At 72.2% G+C, this 19,003-nt stretch carries 13 protein-coding genes and 2 pseudogenes; 9 read left to right on the plus strand and 6 right to left on the minus strand.

Annotated features, from left to right (window positions below):
- The first annotated feature begins 22 nt into the window (after window positions 1-22).
- From OG823_RS04045 to OG823_RS04055, 3 genes are all read left to right on the plus strand, one after another.
- On the plus strand, window positions 23-751 hold the full coding sequence (locus tag OG823_RS04045; RefSeq protein WP_371477556.1) for a type 1 glutamine amidotransferase: 729 nt from the start codon (window positions 23-25) through the stop codon (window positions 749-751).
- Between the two features lie 441 nt (window positions 752-1,192).
- Window positions 1,193-2,218, plus strand: coding sequence for a 6-phosphofructokinase (locus OG823_RS04050; protein WP_371477557.1), 1,026 nt, complete (start codon window positions 1,193-1,195; stop codon window positions 2,216-2,218).
- 139 nt (window positions 2,219-2,357) lie between these two features.
- A complete protein-coding gene (locus OG823_RS04055; protein WP_371477559.1) occupies window positions 2,358-3,359 on the plus strand; it encodes a 2-hydroxyacid dehydrogenase in 1,002 nt (333 codons plus the stop codon).
- Window positions 3,360-3,478: 119 nt separating this feature from the next.
- Here the strand turns inward: OG823_RS04055 and OG823_RS04060 are convergent, their stop codons facing one another.
- The 3 genes from OG823_RS04060 to OG823_RS04070 all read right to left on the minus strand — a co-directional run bounded on the left by OG823_RS04060 (window position 3,479) and on the right by OG823_RS04070 (window position 7,992).
- Window positions 3,479-3,760 (minus strand): hypothetical protein, encoded by a 282-nt coding sequence (locus tag OG823_RS04060; RefSeq protein WP_371477561.1) that lies wholly within the window; start codon window positions 3,758-3,760, stop codon window positions 3,479-3,481.
- 89 nt (window positions 3,761-3,849) lie between these two features.
- Window positions 3,850-6,951, minus strand: coding sequence for a hypothetical protein (locus OG823_RS04065; protein WP_371477562.1), 3,102 nt, complete (start codon window positions 6,949-6,951; stop codon window positions 3,850-3,852).
- Between the two features lie 321 nt (window positions 6,952-7,272).
- On the minus strand, window positions 7,273-7,992 hold the full coding sequence (locus OG823_RS04070; protein WP_371477563.1) for a Crp/Fnr family transcriptional regulator: 720 nt from the start codon (window positions 7,990-7,992) through the stop codon (window positions 7,273-7,275).
- 243 nt (window positions 7,993-8,235) lie between these two features.
- Here OG823_RS04070 and OG823_RS04075 point away from each other — a divergent pair, with 243 nt between their 5' ends.
- The 4 genes and pseudogenes from OG823_RS04075 to OG823_RS04090 all read left to right on the plus strand — a co-directional run.
- Entirely contained in the window at window positions 8,236-8,982 is a 747-nt protein-coding gene (locus OG823_RS04075) for a hypothetical protein (protein WP_371477565.1), read from the plus strand.
- A gap of 14 nt (window positions 8,983-8,996) precedes the next feature.
- Window positions 8,997-9,482 (plus strand): hypothetical protein, encoded by a 486-nt coding sequence (locus OG823_RS04080; RefSeq protein WP_371477566.1) that lies wholly within the window; start codon window positions 8,997-8,999, stop codon window positions 9,480-9,482.
- Window positions 9,483-9,605: 123 nt separating this feature from the next.
- Window positions 9,606-9,920, plus strand: a pseudogene (locus tag OG823_RS04085) (alpha-mannosidase); the annotation flags it as partial.
- 344 nt (window positions 9,921-10,264) lie between these two features.
- Window positions 10,265-10,459, plus strand: a pseudogene (locus tag OG823_RS04090) (CoA-transferase); the annotation flags it as partial.
- A gap of 148 nt (window positions 10,460-10,607) precedes the next feature.
- On the opposite strand, the gene OG823_RS04095 reads toward OG823_RS04090, so the two are convergent.
- The 3 genes from OG823_RS04095 to OG823_RS04105 form a co-directional block, all read right to left on the minus strand.
- Window positions 10,608-11,642: an ABC transporter permease gene (locus OG823_RS04095; RefSeq protein WP_371477568.1), complete on the minus strand. Its 1,035-nt coding sequence runs from the start codon at window positions 11,640-11,642 to the stop codon at window positions 10,608-10,610.
- Window positions 11,639-13,219 (minus strand): sugar ABC transporter ATP-binding protein, encoded by a 1,581-nt coding sequence (locus OG823_RS04100; RefSeq protein ID WP_371477570.1) that lies wholly within the window; start codon window positions 13,217-13,219, stop codon window positions 11,639-11,641. The genes OG823_RS04095 and OG823_RS04100 overlap by 4 nt, the downstream gene beginning before the upstream one ends.
- Window positions 13,220-13,404: 185 nt before the next feature.
- Window positions 13,405-14,448 carry a substrate-binding domain-containing protein gene (locus tag OG823_RS04105; protein WP_371477572.1) on the minus strand — a complete coding sequence of 348 codons (1,044 nt, stop codon included), beginning with the start codon at window positions 14,446-14,448 and terminating at the stop codon, window positions 13,405-13,407.
- A gap of 1,106 nt (window positions 14,449-15,554) precedes the next feature.
- Here OG823_RS04105 and OG823_RS04110 point away from each other — a divergent pair.
- Complete coding sequence (locus tag OG823_RS04110) at window positions 15,555-17,261, plus strand: glycoside hydrolase family 97 catalytic domain-containing protein (protein WP_371477574.1); 1,707 nt, start codon at window positions 15,555-15,557, stop codon at window positions 17,259-17,261.
- Window positions 17,262-17,464: 203 nt separating this feature from the next.
- Window positions 17,465-18,979 (plus strand): hypothetical protein, encoded by a 1,515-nt coding sequence (locus OG823_RS04115; RefSeq protein ID WP_371477576.1) that lies wholly within the window; start codon window positions 17,465-17,467, stop codon window positions 18,977-18,979.
- The last annotated feature ends 24 nt before the right edge of the window (window positions 18,980-19,003 follow it).

The following is a 19,003-nucleotide window of genomic DNA, read 5'->3' on the forward strand; positions in this document are numbered from 1 at the left end:
GCCGAACGGAAGGCCTTCGAGGATGAGTGAAAGCAGTCTGCGGGTGGTCTGGGTCTACCCCGACCTGCTCAGCACCTACGGCGACCGCGGCAACGCGCTGGTCGTCGAGCGCCGCGCGCGCCAGCGCAACATCGCGGTGACCCGGATCGACGTCCGCTCCGACCAGGCGGTGCCCACCAGCGGCGACATCTACCTGATCGGCGGTGGCGAGGACCGCCCGCAGCGACTGGCCGCCGAGCGGCTGCGCCAGGACAGCGGGCTGACCCGCGCCTCCGAGAACGGTGCGATCATCTTCTCGGTCTGCGCCGGCTACCAGATCCTCGGCCACGAGTTCATCAACGACCTCGGCGAGCGCGAGCCGGGCCTCGGCCTGCTCGACGTGTGGAGCACCCGCGGCGAGGGCGCCCGCAACGTCGGCGACGTGCTGGCCGACGTGGACCCGCGCCTGGGTCTGCCGCAGCTCACCGGATTCGAGAACCACCAGGGCATCACCCACCTCGGTCAGGGCGTCTCGCCGCTGGCCACGGTGAGTGTCGGCGGCGGCAACGGCACCGGCGACGGTACCGAGGGCGCCTGGCGGGACACCGTCTTCGGCACCTACCTGCACGGTCCGGTGATGGCGCGCAATCCCGCCGTCGCGGACATGCTGATCAAGCTGGCGCTCGACGTGGGCGCCCTGCCCCCGGTCGACACCACCTGGTACGACGCGCTGCGCGCCGAGCGGATCGCCGCCAGCCGCCAGCCCGCGTGACCCCGCGTCCGTCCCGCCGTACGCCGCCACCGGGCGCCCACGGCGGGGCGGACCGCCCCCGGGCGGCGGAGCCGGCAGGACGTGACGGCCGGCACACCGCGCGACCGGTGTGACCGCATGGCGGGCACCCGGTCCACAGATCATCGAATACATACGACAATAGGCATGCTGGCCGCACCACCCTCCTCGGCAGCCGGCTGCATCATCACGGGAGCGCCGACGACGCCGCTGCCGTGTCGGTTCCTGTCCGGCCGGACACAGGGGCCCGCTATATGCTCGACCTCATGGTCGGTTGCGAGCAGAAATGTTCGATCCGACCAGCGCTTCACCTCACGGTCATCTCCCCGCCACCCCGGCGCGGGAGCGAACCGCTACGGTGACGGCGTGGTCCCAGCCTGGTAGTCCGGCCGTTCCTCGGTTCTGCTCGGGAGTTGCAAAGCAATGCGTATTGGTGTGCTGACCAGCGGTGGTGACTGCCCCGGCCTGAACGCTGTGATCCGCTCCGTGGTCCACCGGGGGGTGGTCGACCACGGCGACGAGATCATCGGTTTCCAGGACGGCTGGCGTGGCCTTCTGGAGGGTGTCCACCGCCCCCTGACCCTCGACTCGGTGAGCGGGATCCTCGCCCAGGGCGGGACGATCCTCGGCTCCTCGCGGGTCCAGCCCAGCCACCTGCGCGACGGCGTCGAGCGGGCCAAGAAGCACTGCGCCGACCTCGGGATCGACGCGGTCATCCCGATCGGCGGCGAGGGCACCCTCAAGGCCGCCAAGCTGATGAGCGACGGCGGACTGCCGGTGGTCGGCGTACCGAAGACCATCGACAACGACATCGCCTGCACCGACGTCACCTTCGGCTTCGACACGGCCGTCTCGGTCGCCACCGACGCCCTGGACCGGCTGAAGACCACCGCCGAGTCGCACCAGCGCGTGATGGTCGTCGAGCTGATGGGCCGGCACACCGGCTGGATCGCCCTGCACGCGGGCATGGCCGCCGGTGCCCACGCGATCGTGGTGCCCGAGCGCCCCTTCCACATCGACCGGCTCACCGCCGTCGTCCGCGAGCGCTTCGACCGCAACAAGAAGTTCGCGATCGTGGTCTGCGCCGAAGGTGCCAAGCCCGAGCCCGGCACCATGCACTGGGAGGAGGGCGTCAAGGACATCTACGGCCACGAGCGCTTCACCGGTGTCGCCAACCAGCTCTCCCGCGAACTGGAGCACCGCCTGGGCAAGGAGGCCAAGCCGGTCATCCTCGGCCACACCCAGCGCGGCGGCACCCCGACCGCCTACGACCGGGTGCTCGCCACCCGCTTCGGCTGGCACGCCGTGGAGGCCGTCCACAAGGGCGCCTTCGGCCACATCACCGCCCTGCAGGGCACCGACATCAACCTGGTGCCGCTGGCCGAGGCCGTCGCCGAGCTGAAGACCGTCCCCGCCGAGCGCTACCTCGAGGCCGAGACGGTCATCTGACCCGGCCCAACGCGCTCCGCGCGAGCCCTCGCCCCCCCCCGGGGCGGGGGCGCTCGCGCGTGCCTTCCCCGGCCGGGCGAGGCGCCCGGGATAGCGTGACCGGAACAGCAGCCCCCGCCGACCGGAAGGCACCCCCGCCATGGAGATCCTCGCCTACGGAGTGCAGGCCGACGAGCGGCCGCTGCTGGCCGACGCCTTCACCGGCCGCTACCCGCTGCGCAGCCTCGCGGTCTTCCTCAACCACGACACCGCGCCGCTGGCCGCCGGCTACCCGGTGGTGAGCAGCAGCGTCAACGACGAGCTCGACGCCGAGACCCTCGCGGTACTCGCCGCCGGCGGCACCAAGCTGATCGCCCAGCGCTCCACCGGCTTCAACAACATCGACCTCCGGGCCGCCGGGGACCTCGGCCTCACCGTCTCCCGGGTCTCGTACTACTCGCCGTACGCGGTCGCCGAGCACGGCTGGACCCTCGCGCTGGCCGTGAACCGCCGGCTCGCCCGGGCCACCAACCGCTCCCGCGAGTTCGACTTCCGCCTCGACGGGCTGATGGGCCGCGACATCCACGGCATGACCGTCGGCGTCATCGGCACCGGCAAGATCGGCGAGTGCTTCGCCCGGATCGCCCACGGCTTCGGCACCCGCCTGCTCGGCTGGGACATCACCCCGAACCCCGCCTGCCTGGATCTGGGCATGGAGTACGTCGAACGCGAGGAGCTGCTCGCCCGCAGCGACCTGATCAGCCTGCACGTCCCGCTGCTGCCCGCCACCCATCACCTGATCGACGCCGCCGCGCTCGCGCTGATGAAGGACGACGCCATCCTGGTCAACTCCAGCCGCGGCGGCCTGGTCGACACCGCCGCCCTGGTCGAGACCCTGCGCGCGGGGCGGCTGGCGGGCGTCGGCCTGGACGTGTACGAGGAGGAGACCGGCGTCTTCTTCTACGACCGCTCCGTCGAGGGCATCGACGACGACGTGCTGGCCCGGCTGGTCACCTTCCCCCAGGTGCTGGTCACCTCCCACCAGGCCTACTTCACCCGCACCGCCGTCGGCCAGATCATCGACGCCACCCTGCGCAACGTCGAGGACTTCGACGCCGGGCGCAGCAACGAGAACACCCTCGTCCCCGCAGCGGACGCCTGAAGAACCGGGAGGGCCCCGGTCCGTCCCGCACCGTCACGACAGGCGGGCGCAGCAGCCGGTCCGAAGGCGAGAGCGCGGGTACGGACCGGTGCTCGCCGGCCACCGGGTCCGCACCCGCCTCAGCGGTCCTCGCCGTCCTCCTCGTGGTGGACGTGCAGATCGCCCTTCATGACGGCGTAGAGCGTGCCGTGGCCGCCGGCGGTGTTGTTCTGGGTGCTCGTCCCGGACGGTGGGCCCTGAGCGTCGCCGGAGGGCGTGGCGGCAGCGTCCGGTGACGGCCCGTCAGCGTTGTCGCGCGGGGCGGAGGTCGCCTCGACGCGGTTGTCGCGCCCCACGACGACGGGACCGTGTGCGTCGCCGCCGATGCGGACACTGTGGCGGTCGCCGGATCCGGTTGCCATGAACGCTCCTCGCTGGGGGTGGGGGCCGGGAGTCGCCGGCCTTCGGGCATCGGGATCGGCGGTTGCGCCGCCGATCACTGCGCCGCCGATCACTGCGCCGCCGACCGTTCCTGCCGGACGCTCGCGAGCAGTTGCTCGACCTCGGCGTTCGTGAGGACCAGGGCCTCGATCGTGATGTCGGTGGCATGGTCCCAGTACGTACTGGTCCCGCTGATGGCGTTCGCCTGGTCCTGGTACCGCGCACTGACCTGCTGGTACACGGCGGCGGCGGCCGGGTCGTCGCAGGTCAGGGTGCCGCTGACGGTGTTGTCGGAGACCTGCAGCGGCTGCGGCCCGCTGGAGCAGGTGCCTGCGGGGTGGCCGTCGATGTCCAAGGAGCCGACGGTCATCAGCACGTTGACGTGCGCGAGTCGCTGGACGGGGGTGTCCTCGGGGTCGACCTTCGCGCTGACCTCCTCCGTGACGTGGCACCCGGTGGCATCGCAGTTCACACCGCTGTCGGCGCCCCGGTCGAAGTTCAGGCTGCCGTAACGCGCCGTCGCCAGGTCCTCGGCGGACTGCTCCAGGGCGTCGTACACCTGCCCGACCTCTGCCGGCGCCACCATCTCCAGGTCCATGGACGAGACGTCCGACAGCGGGGTCCCGGCCTCGACGGCACGGGGGAGCTCGGCACCGGGGGTCAGGTGCGAGCGCATCGCGCTCGGCGGCTCCCACCGCAGGACTCGGTACGGCGCGTCCCGGGAGACGTAGAGGTACCCGGCGGTGGTGTCCGCGCGAAGGGCGGGCACGCCGTTGACGTCGGTGGTCTGCGGGTCCTGCGCCGACGGCAGCCGAGGCTGGTCGGCCAGGGCCTGCGAGAACCGCGCGGCCAGGTCGGACGGGCTCTCGTACAACGACATCTCCCCCTCCAGACGGCTCGCGCCACCACTGTCACGGTCACCGATGCCGTTGAAGGTCCACAGGTGCAGGTCGGTGTCCGAGGTGTGCCACCGCGAATAGTCCTTGCCTCCGATGCTCAGCATGTCCTGGGCGTCCTCGTCCGAATCCAGGGTGGAGTCGGAGAGATGGCTGGTGCCGAACTTCTCGCCGTGCGCGGTCACCGTGACGTCGTTGAGGTACTCCTCCACGTTCCAGTCGCCCCGGTAGCGGACGCCCGGCGCCTGGGCCAGTGCCTCCATCGCCGTGTCGAACGGCGCCCGCAGCACCTTGCCCCCGCCCGTCGCGGCGGGCGTCCGGACCGTGTCGTCCCCGGCTGAGAGGGTCCAGGTGACCGCGCCCGCTCCGGCAACCAGCACGGCCAGTGTGACGAGCAACGCCTTGCCGCCCGTCAGGCCGACGGTCGCAGCCGCCCCGGTGCCCGCGCTGACCGCGCCGGACGTACCGGCTGCGGCGTGGCCGGCCGCCTGGTGACCCGCGTGTGCCGCCGCCTGGTGCCCCGCCGGTGCCGTCCCGTGCCCGGCGGCGTGCGGCGCAACCGTCGGCGTGGCGGCCTGGGACGGGGCGGGCGAGAGGTTCGCCATGTGGGAGGCCACGGAGTGCGACTGCGCACCATGTGCAGCGGTCGCATGCGTGGGAGCGGCGTGAGCCGGGGCGGCCGGCGCCGTGACGCCGTGAGCGGTCGGCGCCGCGGCGCCGTGAGCGGTGGCACCATGGGCGGGGCCGGCCCCCGGCAGGCCCTGGGCGGGGGCCGGGGCCGGTAGGGGGCCGGCCAACGAAGGTGCGACGTGTTGGGCGTTGAGTGCGGCGGTGGCCCCGTGAAGGTCACCCAGCGCCTTCCACAACAGGGCCGCCTCGCCCAGCAGTACGGCCGCCATGACCCGACGGCCCGTCAACAGACTGCGAATGCCCTCCTCGTGGACGAAGAAGGTCTCGGCGCGCGTGTCGCCGGCCCGTTGGGCGGCGCTCCAGCCTCGACCCAGCAGCCTGCCCCAGGCCCCGGGGCGGAGCGAGCGGGCCATCGCCGGGGAGGAGGCCCGGATCAGGCGCACTGCGAGCTCGGGTCGCCCGGCCGCCTCTGCCGACGCGGCCACCCGCTCGAACACCTGGCTGTGTCGGGCGATTTCGGCGAGGGTGGTGTCCGGCCGGGTGACCCAGTCGGTGAGCCGTTCGCAGATGCGCTCGACCGGGAAGGGCCCGGACGCCCGGCCCAGGATCGCCGCCACGGCGTCCGGCGGGCACCGGTAGCCGAACTGCTCGGCCCGCAGCAGGCCGAGCCCCGCCAACCGCTCGCACGCCCCTGCGGCGTCGGGCAGTTCGACGATCGCACCGATGCGGTCCGGTGCCAGCTCCGCGCCGTCCAGGGTGGCCAGCAGCCGTAGAACCTCGGCCGAGGATGCGTCGAGTTCCGCGAGCATCAGGGGAAGCAGTTCCGCGACCTCGCCCGGAAGCGGCAGCGTGCCGCCCTCGGCCGAACGGAGCCGGGCGAGAACGGCCGCCTGCAGCAGCAACAGCGGACGGCCCTGTGTGGCCTGCCACAAGGCCGTCGCCTCGGCGAGCTCGCCCCCGACGAGCGGGCGGCGCAGCTCGCGGACGAACAGTTCCAGCCCGGCCGGCCGGTCCAGCCCCGCCAGCTCCACCAGCGTGCCGTCCGCGCCCAGCAGCGATCTGCGGTGGGAGGCGAGGACGAACGTCGCGCACGGGGCCAGATCCGCCAGGGCCAGCACCTGGTCACGCGTCAGGTCCGCGTTGTCGAGGTACACGGTGACCCGCACCTCGGCCATGAGACGCCGCAGCTCGGGCTCCGACGGAGCGTACCCCACGGCGTCGTAGCAGGCTTCGAAGACCTCCTGTGCGAGGTCCACCACCTCACGGTCGGACGCGTTGAGGTACACCCGCCCGTTCGGTGCGGGAGCCCGGTGGGCCGCGTGGCGCAGCAGGGTGCTGGTGCCGCTCCCGGACGGGCCGTGGAGCTGCACCAGTCCGCCGTCGCGCACTCCCCGTTCCAGGTCCGCCAGTTCGGCCGCGCGCCCGAGCGGCTCCTGCTGCCGGCGCGGGAGCAGCGCCACCTGCTCCCGCAGCACGGGGGTGGGACGCTGACCCGACACTAGGAGGGTCACCGAGGAGCCGTGCTGGGCGTCCACCACCAGGTTGTGGTCACCGACCACGACCGGCCCGAGGGCGTCGCCCTCGATGCCGAGGCGGTAGGCGTTGCCGCCACCCGGCCCGGTCCGGCCTGCGGTCCCCCTGCTCACGGCGTCCGCAGCGGTCCTCGCGTCGGACTCGCCCGGTTCTTCCATCGCCACAGTCTCTCCCGGCCGTGAAGCACGACCGTTCTCGGGGCGGACCGCCTCGCGGGCGGTTGCCGGCGCGGGAGGTGCCCGTCCGCCGGTCGTCCACGCGGACCGGCGGAATCCGGAACTGCACCCGGTGGTCCACTGGTTGGCCAGGCTAGTACCACCGTTTTGCCGAGACCCCGTCAAATGACGGTATCCGCCAACGCTGTTCACCACTGCTTCGCACCCGTGCACGACGCCCCGGCCGAGAGGCGGGCCCGGGGGCGTGCCGTCCGCGGGTCAGGGGTAGGCGATGGTCTCGAGCAGCTCCAGGTTCTCCACCCGGATCGTGCGGTAGCCGGTGGTGACGGCTCCGGCCTCGCGCAGGCGGCGCAGTGCCTTGTGCACCGTGGGCTCGGCCGCGCCGGAGAGCGTCGCGAGCTCCGGCTGCGTGATCGGCCAGCGGATCACGGCGCCCGCACCGACAGGGTCCCCGTAGGTCAGGGCGATCTGGTGGATCACCCGGGCCAGCCGGGTCGCGGCGTCGCAGCCGGTGAAGTCGATCCGGCGGTCGTTCGCGACCCGCAGCTTGGTCACGATGGACTCGTTGACGGCCTGCGCGATGCGTGGTTCGCGCCGCATGCAGTCGAGGAACGCCGGTCGGCTCACCACTCTGGCGGCGACCGGGCCGCAGCTGGTGACCGTCGCCGAACGGGGCCTGCCGTCCACGGCGGCGAACTCGCCGACCAGGTCGCCGCCCATGCGCACGGCCAGCAGCGCATCCCGGTGGTCGTGGGTGCGCCCGGTCACCTTGACCACCCCGGCCAGCAGCACCAGCAGGAAGTCCGTCGTGTCCGACTCCCTCACCAGGACCCGGCCGGCCGGGTACCGCACCTCGGTGCCGAGCGCCAGCAGCCGCTCCCGTTCGACCGGGGGCAGCCGGCAGAGCAGGCTCGACAACGGCCAGGTGCAGCCGGACGGGACGCCCTCGCCCCGGCCGGGACGGTCGCTGGATGCCATCGCTCTCCCCCTGCCCCGCTCCACTGCGGGCGCGGCACTCCCCGTGGGTCACACCCGTGCGACCAGTATGCGGCCGGCGGGCCGCGCGGTGTCGTCGTCCGGCCGGAGATCCCGTATTCCCATGGGGTCCGTGGCCCGCCCGTACGGCACAGTGGGAACCGGGCCCGGGGCCGGCGTGGTCCGGACACCCGGGTGGACGCCGCCACCGCCCGGCGGCGTACGACGATCCGTCAGGAGATTTACGTGGAGTGGGAGTCGGCTTATCACGCGGTTGTCGCCGTGGACATCGAGCGCTCCGCCGGGCGCGGCGACCCGGCGCTGCTGGCGATCCGATCGGCGCTCCGGAGGGTGCTGCGCGAGTCCTTCGAACGGTGCCGGATCGACTGGGAGGCCTGCCGGGTGGACGATCTGGGCGACGGCCTGCGGGTCACGGCACCGCCCGGGGTACGAAAGGCGGCCCTGGTCCACCCCCTCTTCGACGAGGTCGCCGTCAGGCTGCGGGCCCACAACAGACTGACCGGTCCACTGACCACGGTCCGGGTCAGGATGGCCCTGCACGCCGGTGACGTCCGGCTGGGGCCGTCCGGGGAGGTGGTCGGGCGGCCGCTGGAGGTACTCGCCCGGCTGCTCGACGCACCGGCGGTTCGCACGGCCTTGGCCGAAGCCCCACCGAGCACGGTCGCGGTGCTGGTTCTCTCGGAGCACTTCCACGAGGAGACGGTGCAGCACGGCCGTCCCGGAGTCGAGCCCGAGACGTTCCGCAGGGTGATCGTCAGCAACAAGGAGTTCACCGCCCCGGCCTGGATCCGGCTGGCCGGGTGCGCGGCGGCGGAGCCCACGGAGCCGGCCGACCCGATCGCCGCCGACTCCGCCGCCGAGGACGGGCCCACCCCGGGGCCGTGGCGGATGACGAACAGGGCGACCGGACACGGCGTCGTCTATGCCGTCCAGAACGGCGACCAGCACATCACCACCACTCGTCGAGCGTGAAGGAGTCGCACGTCATGGACCAAGAACTGGTTGCGCTCGCGGAGGCCGGCGCCGCGGTGGTGGTCAGCGCGATGGCCACCGACCTGTGGCGCTCCGTCAAGGAGCGAACGCTGGCGGTCTTCCGCCACCTGGGCCACGACCGGGGGCTCACCGTCGCGGATCAGCTCGAACGCAACGCCGAGCTGGTCCGCGACGCGGATCGCTCCGAAGAGGCCCGGCGGGCCCTCTTCGCCTTCTGGGCACTGGAGTTGGCCGCCCTTCTGCGCCAGGATCCCACCGCGGGCCCGGGCCTCGCCCGTCTGGTGGCCGAGTTCGACGGCGAGAGCCGGCGACTCGTCTTCTCGCAGAACAACACGGCCCATGGCCGTGGCACCGTCTACGCCGTCCAGCACGGCGACCAGCGGGTGGTCCGCAGCCCCGAGGACTGCCCTGAACCGGCCTCACGGCCCGCCGGCGAGCGGCCCGTGCGGCCGGTCGACGGCGGGCGAGAGCGCACCTGACCCGGGGCGGCGCAGCTGTTCGAGGCGGGTACCCAGTTCCACTGTTCGCCGTCGGTGTGCCAGCGGAGCGCGGTGCGGCGCCAGGCGTCCCGGACGCCGTAGCGGTGCAACCGCATTCCGGCCGCCATGTCCCAGGCGCAGCAGCTGGCCTGGCTCAAGCAGCAGCGTCCGGAGATCTACGCCCGGGTCAGGGAGAAGGCGGCGACCGGACAGTTCCTGCCGACCGGGAGCCTGTGGGTGGAGCCGGACACCAACATCACCGGTGGGGAGTCGCTGGCGCGTCAGTTCGTCCACGGCAAGCGCTTCTACCTGGAGGAGTTCGGCGTCGAGACGCAGGACATGTGGCTGCCGGACACCTTCGGCTACAACGCCGCGCTCCCCCAGTTGATGAAGCTCGCCGGGGTGCGCTGGTTCCTGACCCAGAAGATCTCCTGGAACACACGTGCTGCCCGTACCCCCGCCGCCCGTCCTCGGCGACGGCGTACTGCGCCGCACGGCCGACGGCGACCGGGCCCCGGACGTCGGGCACCTCACCCCGCAGTACAAGGTCACCCACCAGGGGCGGACGGCGCTGCTCGACAGCCTCACCGGCGGCGGCTTCACCGTTCTGGCCCACGGCCGGCAGAGCGTCGATGCACTCGACGACGCCGACCGCGCCTTCCGCCGGAGCATCCGCGCCACCGTCGTGGCCCTGTACGCCGACGACGCCCCCTCGGACGGATACCTCGACGCCGACGGCGGCTACCTCCCTCACACCCCCCCGAAGATCCTCCGAGGACCGCATGGACAAGACAGTCCCGACCGCGGCCCAGGCCGTGGCCGACATCGGCGACGGCGCCTCACTGGCCGTCGGCGGATTCGGCCTGTGCGGTGTACCCACCGCCCTCATCGACGCCCTCCACGCCCAAGGAACGGATGCGCTGCGAGTGGTGTCCAACAACTGCGGCACCGACGACCACGGCCTGGGCATCCTTCTTCCTCGCCGCCACCGCCGCACCGGTCGAGGTTCCCGCACCGGTGGGCGTGTCGACCTGAAGCCTGGTCCGCACGCCCGACCATCGACCGGGCCGGAGGGCATGACGCTGACCGGCGTCGCGGGACGGGCCGGCGCTCAGCGTGGTGGTGTCAGGTGGGGAGTCCGATGGCGCGTTCGCCGGTGCGGCGCTGCTGGATGACGACGGCGATGACGAGGAGGGCGCCTTGGGCGACGTTCTGCCAGAAGGAGTTGATGCCTTGGACGGTGAGGCCGTTCTCGAGTGCGCCGAGGAGGGCGACGGCGAGGAGGGTTCCGCCGATGCCGCCCTTGCCGCCGCGCAGGGCGCAGCCACCGAGGGCGGCGGCGGTGATGGCTTTGAGTTCGAGGCCTTCGCTGCCGGAGGTGGGTTGGCCGGAGCCGGTGCGGGCGGTGAGGAGGATGCCGGCGATGGCGGCGATGGTGCCGATGAGGGCGTAGACGGCGATGAGGTATTTGTTGATGTTGATGCCGGCGAGGCGGGCGGCGGTGTCGTTGCCGCCGATGGCGTAGATGTTGCGGCCGATGTCGGTGTATTTGAGGAGGAGGTGGACGGCGAGGGAGGTGAGGATGAGGATCCAGACCATGACGGGCAGGCCGGCGATCTTGCCGCGGCCGAGGAAGACGAAGACGTCGTTGTTGAGGACGTAGCCCTGGGCGCGGCCGTTGGAGATGAGCTGGGCGAGGCCCTTGTAGGCGGCGAGGCCGGCGAGGGTGGCGATGGTGGGGTTGACGCGTCCGTAGACGATGATCACGCCGTTGAGGATGCCGATGAGGATGCCGACGCCGATGGCGGCGGCCATGCCGGCGTAGGGGTTGGAGCCGGCGGAGGTGAAGGCCATGGCGGAGACGACGGAGGCGACGCCTGCTTGGGAGCCGACGGAGATGTCGAGGCCGCCGCAGATGATGACGACGGTTTGGACGACGGCGAGGAGGCCGGTGATGGTGGCGGCTTCGGCGATGACCTGCATGTTGTCGAGGGTGAGGTAGTTGTCGTTCAGGACGCCGAAGAGGGTGAGAACGACGACGAGGGCGCCGATCAGGCTGAGGTTCTGGCCGCCGATGGAGGTCAGGATCGTCAGTGGGTTGGGGGTCTTGCGCTGTTCGGGACCGCTGTCGGTGGTTGGGCGGGTGGTCGTGGTGCTCATGCGGATGCTCCAGGGGCGGGGGCGATGTCGTCGGCCATGGCCAGGTTGAGGATGGCTTCTTCGGTGGCCTCGGCGCGGTCGAGTTCGCCGGTGATTCGGCCGTTCTGCATGACGAGGATGCGGTCGGCGAGTCCGAGGATTTCGGGGAGTTCGGAGGAGATGACGAGCACGGCGACGCCTTCTTCGGCGAGGTCGGCGATGATGCGGTAGATCTCGGCTTTGGCGCCGACGTCGATGCCGCGGGTGGGCTCGTCCAGGATGAGGACCTTGGGTTTGCGGGCGAGCCAGCGGGCGAGGACGACCTTCTGCTGGTTGCCGCCGGAGAGTTTGCGGACCTCGTGTTCGATGGAGGGGGTGCGTACTCGCAGTCGGTCGGTGTATTCCTGGGCGAGTTCGCGCTCGGCGGCGCGGCGCACGAAGCGAAAGCGGCGCAGGCGCTCCAGCACGACGAGTGAGGTGTTGTCGCGGATCGAGCGGTGCAGGAACAGGGCCTGGGCCTTGCGCTCCTCGGGGGCCAGGCCCAGGCCGGCACGGATGACCGCTCCGGGTTTGCCGGGGGGCAGGCGCTGTCCGTCGAGGGTGACGGTGCCGGAGTGGATCGGCAGGTCGCCGGCCAGGGCGAGGGCGAGTTCGGAGCGTCCGGCGCCGATGAGTCCGGCCAGGCCGACCACCTCGCCGGCGCGGATCTGCAGGCTGACGTCGTGGACGGCGTCGGTGGTGACCCCCTGGACGTCGAGGACCAGGCGGTCGGTGGCCACGTGGGTACGGGAGAACATGGTGGACAGGTCGCGGCCCACCATGAGGCGTACCAGTTCGCCCTCGGTGGTGGCGTGGGCGTCCTGGACGCCGGCGAGGGCGCCGTCGCGCAGCACGGCGATGCGGTCGGCGAGTTGGAAGATCTCCTGCATGCGGTGCGAGACGTAGACGACGGCGACGCCCTCGTCACGCAGGCGGCGGATCAGCGTGAACAGTGCCTCGACCTCGTGCTCGGAGAGGGAGGAGGTGGGTTCGTCGAAGGCGATGACCTTCGCGTCGCCGGTCAGCGCCCGCAGGATCTCCACCAGTTGCCGCTGCGCGGGTGTGAGTCGGGAGCCGAGCAGTGCGGGGTCGAGGACCTTGTCGAAGCCGTAGCGTCGCAGGTCCGCGGTGATACGCCGGCGCAGTTCGGCGCGGTCCAGGCGTCGTGCGGCCGTGCGGGGCAGGGAGCCGGCGTAGACGTTCTCGGCGACGGAGACGTGCGGGATGATCTCGGGTTCCTGCGGGATGATCCGGATGCCGGCGCGGCGCGCCTCGGTCGGCGAGGAGAACTGGACGGCCCTGCCGTCCAGGACCACGTGGCCTTCGGTGGGCTGGTGGTCACCGGTGAGGATCTTCAGCAGGGTCGACTTGCCCGCGCCGTTCTCGCCCATGAGGGCGGTGATCTGACCGGCGGGAAAGTCCAGGGTGACGGCACTGAGAGCCTGCACCGGGCCGAACCGCTTGGAGACACCCCGCACACCGGCACTGCCGACACCCGGTGCGGCAGGCGGTGCGGCGGGCGGACGGGGGTCCGGATTCGTGTCGTGCGCGCTACTCATGGTGGTCACCTTCTGGATGCGCGGGAGAACGGGAGGAGCCCGGCCCGAAGGGGCCGGTGAGTCAGCGGCGGGGCACCGCCCCGACCCCGCCGAGCGGCGGGTCGCCGCCCCGACCCCGCCCGGGGGGCGGGCTGTCGGGGCGGCGACTGTCGGGCCCCCGCGGGGGCCGCGGTCCTGACCGACGGTCAGCTGCAGGAGACGCCGGCGGACTTCCAGGTGCTCGCGTCGACCATGGTGGTGGGCGCGAACGCCTCCTTCGGGAAGTCCTTGCTGTTCTTGAGCTTGTCGTACATGGTCTGCACCGCGAGGGCGCCGACGTCCTTGCCGTTGATGAACAGGGCCGCCTTCATGCCCGAGGGCTTGTCACCGCTCCAGTCCTTGCAGGCCAGGTAGGCGCCCAGGCCCACACCGATCACGCTGTCCGCGCCGATGCCCGCGTTCTGCAGGGCCGTGACGCCACCCTGCACGTTCTCGTCGTTGCAGCCCCACAGCACCCAGTGCTTCACCCCGGCGTTCGCGGTGATCGTCGCGGCGACCTTGTCCTGCGCGCCGGTAGGAGTGTTGTCCGTCGCCACATCGATGTTCTGCACGCCGGGGACAGCCGCGTCGAACGCGGCCTTGGCCGCCTTCACCCGGTCACCGCAGACCGTCACGTCCTGCTTCCACGCGGAGAGCGTCCGGGTGTCCGCCGCACTCCAACCGGCCTTCTGGAACTCGGCCGCCGCACGCTTACCCACCTCGGTACCCATCTGCTGGCCCGAGAAGCCGATACGGGCGACAAGATCGTCCTTACCGCAGCTCGACGGATCCGGGCCGGTCGTGCAGATCTGGTCGTCCGAGGTCAACAGCGCCACCTTGCCGTCCTTCGCGGTCTGCACGACCTGCGGACCCACCGCCGGGTCCGGCACCACGATGATGATGCCGTTGGCCTTCTGCGCGACCGCCGACTGCACCTCACTGACCGTCTTGTTCGCGTCGTTGCCGAGGTTCACGACCTTCAGGTCCACCCCCAACTCGGCGGCCTTCGCCTTCGCACCCGCCGCCTCACCGACGAAGTACTCCTGGTCACCCTGCTTCTGCAGATAAGTGATCGAGATCTTGCCGCTCACCGGCGCCGAAGGGGCGGCATCCGACTTCGCCGACTCCTGCCCCGTCGAACAGGCAGTGGTCAGACCGAGAACGAGCAGCAAACCGGTAGCAGCGACGGTGCTGCGGGTGGTGCGGAACATGGACAGCTCCTTGAGCACGCGCCGGTATCGGCGCTGGGGTGTGCGGGGAAAGCGGCGGCCGCGGGAACGCATGGCTGACGGCAGCGGGAGGGCCGGGCTCTCCGGAGCTGTCCGCAGGCTGCGGCTTCCCATCCCACCAATAACCAACAGGTTCGAACGGTAGGCAACACATGACACCTCTGCCGCGCAACGACGTCAAGAGAATGAGAGGACCGATATCGCCTCGTGACCATCTGCGCCTCGCGTTCCGGCGCCCGGGTATTTGTTCAGCCGAAAAGCTAACTGGGAGGGGCCTGTTGACCCGTCAACCGGCCGCCGGGCACCGACCGGGGCCGACACCGTCTCCGACCTCCCGGACAGGCAGGCGGGCACCTGTCACTCCACTCACACTCCGACATCGGATCGGCCTGCGGTCGACGGGGGCCGGCGAGGGCCGCAGTCACGTCCGCCGCGGTGGCGCGCCCCCTGCGGATCGCCCGGCCGATGGACCTCCGGACGTCCTTTCCGCCGGCGCCCCTCGGCAGCGCCCCGGCGACCGGGCCCGCGCCGACGGCCGGCCGGCGGGGCCGCCACCCATCGGGCGATGACGGCCCGCGCTGGCACCGACGCCGCCCCGCCCCACCCATCAGCCTTTACCGTCAAGGGTCTTGACATGCGTACCGGCCGACGGTCTGATGTAGCTGCTTTCGTCCGGCCCTGCTTCGCTCCAGGCTTCTCCCCACGACGGAGCAGCTCACGTTCCACCGTTCGGACGCGCGCCCACCTCGCCGGTCCGCCCCCAGCGCCCCGGCGCTCTCGCATGTCCGCCGACATGAGCCACACGTTCCTCGGCGGCGGCCCGTGCGGCTACGGACGTGGTCCCGCCCCGTTCAACGGCCCTTCCCGTCAGTGGACTCGGCATGCCCACGGGCGCGGGCCGGTGCAGCCGTCCCGCCCGGCCCCGTCGGGTTCTGCACCTCCTCCCGCGACGGAGCAGTTCACGTTCCACCACTCGGACACGTGAGCACCGCACCGTCCGGGCTCCCACCGCCCCAGCTTCGCCGTCCCGTACCTGCCGACGCGCCCGCCGGCAGCAGCCGCAGCACCTCCCCCGAAAGGAACTTCTGATGCTGAAAGGGAAGTTACGCCGAGCGCTGCTCACGCGCTGCGCGCTCGCAGCGACCCTCGCGGCGAGCTTCTTCTCCGCCGCCCCCGCCGCCCACGCCGCCTCCGCCGCGGCGGCCACCACCTGGACGGTCACCGGGCCCTCGGCCGGTTCGCCGACATCCGCGCAGCTCACGCTGACCGACGGCGCGCTGACCTTCGGCGTGTCGAACCAGGGCCGTGCCATCCTGTCGCCCTCCTCGATCGGCATCGAGACCGACGCGGCCGACCTCACGAAGAACCTGACCTTCACCCGGCGCCAGGACCGCACGGTCACCGAGGCGTACACGATGACGACCGGCAAGCAGCTGAGCCGTCGAACCACGTACACTGAGACAACGTTGTCCTTCACCGGCACCGGCGGGGCCGGGCTGGACGTCGTGGTGCGCGCCTCCGACAGCGGCGCCGCCTACCGCTACGTGCTGCCCGGCTCGGGTTCGGTGACGGTGCGCCGCGAGGCGTCCTCGTGGACCGTTCCGACGTCGGCCACCGCCTGGCTGGTCCCACCGGACCGCGAGGACCAGGGGACGTGGTTCCAGACGACGGTCGGCGGAGCTCCGTCGAACAACTACGGCATACCGGCGCTGTTCCAGGTCGGCGGGACCTACGCGCTGGTGGCCGAGACCGACCTGGACGGCCGGTACGCGGGCAGCCGGCTGACCCACTCCGCCGGCTCCGGCACGTACACGACCTCGATCACCAACGCGCCGGTCACGGCGAGCCTGCCGCTGGCCACGCCCTGGCGCACCGCGGCCGTCGGCGATCTGGCGAGCGTCACCACTTCGACCATCGTCGACGACCTCGCACCGGCGTCCCGGGTGGCCGACACGTCCTGGATCGCGCCCGGCACCGTCGCCTGGTCGTGGCTGACCGAACACTCCAGCCCCGGTGATCCGGCCCGCCAGCGCGAGTACATCGACTTCGCCCAGCACAGCGGCTGGGACTACGTCCTGGTCGACGAGGGCTGGCAGTCGAGCTGGGTGCCGGATCTGGTGACCTACGCCGCGCAGCGCGGGGTGCGGGTGATCCTCTGGTTCAACTCGGCCGACCTCCAGACCGCCCAGCAGCGCGACCAGTGGCTCCCCCTGGTCAAGAGCTGGGGCGTGGCCGGCCTCAAGATCGACTTCAGCTACGAGTACACCCAGCCGACCCTGAAGTGGTACGACGCCGTCCTCGCCCAGAGCGCGCAGCAGAAGCTGATGGTCAACTTCCACGGCACCGCCACCCCCCGCGGCATGCAGCGCACCTGGCCGCAGGTGATGACCGGTGAGGCGGTGTTCGGCGCCGAGCAGCAGCAGAACCGGGCCGCCTTCGACACCTACCTGCCGTTCACCCGCAACGCCGTGTCGAGCACCGACTTCACACCCGTCGTGTTCAGCATGGCCAACCGCGACACCACCGACGCCCACGAACTCGGCACCGCAGTGGCCTTCGAGTCGGGATGGCAGCACTTCGCGGACAACCCGGAGAGCTACCGGTCCCGGCCCGAGGCCCTGCGCATCCTCGACCGGCTTCCCACCGCGTGGGACGAGACCCGGCTGCTCGGCGGCAGCCGCAACGTCGCATCCGGGACCTGCCTGGACGCCACCGGCAACGGCACGGCCAACGGCACTCTCGCAGTGCTGTGGACCTGCAACGGCGGCGCCAACCAGAAGTGGGCACGCGGCTGACCGAGGCGGCCCGCGCCGCGGCCGGCGTGTCCGGCACCCCGGCGCGCTCCGCAGCGACCGGCCCCGGCAGCCGGCGGACCTGACGCGGCCGCACCGCGTCGTCGGCGCCCGGCCAGGCCCTGACGGTCCGGCACGGTAGCGTACGGCAGGCTTCGCGCTGCGGGGGAAGGCGGCGCGCTGATTCGGGCTCACCGGGGGGTGCCGTGGTTTCGCAGAACAAGATGGCCCGGTGGGGCCGGTGGGATCCGGCGCAGCGGGCGAGGGACCGGGAGAGCGGCCCGGCCCCGCGGGACGACGTTGCCGGGGCGATCCTGCCGAACGGCTTCGAGCCCTGCCTGGTGACCCTCCTGCGCGTGCTGGCGCCGCGCAACGCCGAGACCGACGCCCAGGCCGTCCAGCCGTGGCTCCTGGCGGCGCTCGCCCGCACGGGCCGCCTTCCCCGCGCGGCCGAGTTGGCCTTCTCGATCAGTGACGAACTCCGCCGGGGCGACGCGCTCGTGGCGTTGGTGAAGGCCGCGGCCGACGCGGGAGACCTGCACGGGGCCCGGGCACTGGCCGAATCGATTCCGCTGCGGCAGTGCCGGGATCGCGCGCTGGTCGCCCTCGTATCGGCGTGGGCCCGCTCCGGCGAGCTCGGCCGCGCCGTCGCCCTGGCGAAGAGCATCCGCTACCCCCACAACTGGGACATCACCTGGGCCCTGTTGGCGAGAGCCGCGGCGGACCTCGGGCGCACCCGCGAGGCGCTCGCCTTCGCCGATCGCGCCGAGGAGCTGCTGCGCGACGCCCACGGCGGGTCGCACACCTCACGGGTGCTCGTCCTCCTCCTGGAGGTGGCCACCGTCACCGGCGCCCGCGGGCGGGCGGCTGAGCTGACCGACCGCCTGGAAAACTTCGCCCGCTGCCACGGACCCGGCGGCCAGGGGTTCGACCTGGACACCCCGCGGCCCCTGACGGTGGTCCTGGTCCCCGAGATCCTCGCCGGAGACCTGGACCGCCTCGACGCCCTTCTGCGGCGCCCGCACCTGTCGCCCCTCGACTCCTCGGCCGTGGCCGAGCTGCTGGAGGCGGTCGCCCCGACCGCCGACCCGGACGTGGTCCTCGCCCTGGCGGAGCGGATGGAGAAGCTGCTCGGCGCCTACGGCGTCTCCTCCCCCGACGCCGTCATCGTGGGGACGGCGGCGGCACTCCTGCTGGCCCGGCACGGGCAGGTCGAGCGGGCCACGGCCTTCGCCGACGCGATGCACGCCCCCGATCTGCGCGCGGGGCGCCAGGCGCAGATCGTCGAGGAACTGGCCCGCGGCGGCGACACCGCCCGGGCCGGGGAGCTCGCCCACGCGATCGCCGACCGGTGGGCCCGGACGAGGGCACTGATCGCCGTGGCCCGGGAACTGGCCCGGCACGGGGAGCCCGCGCGGGCCGAGGCGCTCGCCCACACGATCGCCGACCGGTGGGGACGGGGCGAGGCACTCGGCGCCGTGGCCCGGGAGCCGGCCCGGCAGGGGGAGCCGGCGCGGGCCGAGGCGATCACCCGCGCGATCCCCTACCGCGCGACCCGCGCCCGCGCCCTGGCCGGGCTCGCGGAGCTGTCGGAGCCGTCCGCCGCCCGCCGGTTCGCGGCACGGGCCATGGCGCTCGGCGAGTGGCACCGGATCGTGTTCCAGCTGGAACGGCTCTCGCCCGGGGCGTCGGCCGTGGTCGCCGACGCGCTGATGCACTGATGCGCTGATGCTCCGATGTGCTCC

The sequence above is a fragment of the Kitasatospora sp. NBC_00315 genome (genome assembly GCF_041435095.1).
Taxonomy (GTDB): domain Bacteria; phylum Actinomycetota; class Actinomycetes; order Streptomycetales; family Streptomycetaceae; genus Kitasatospora.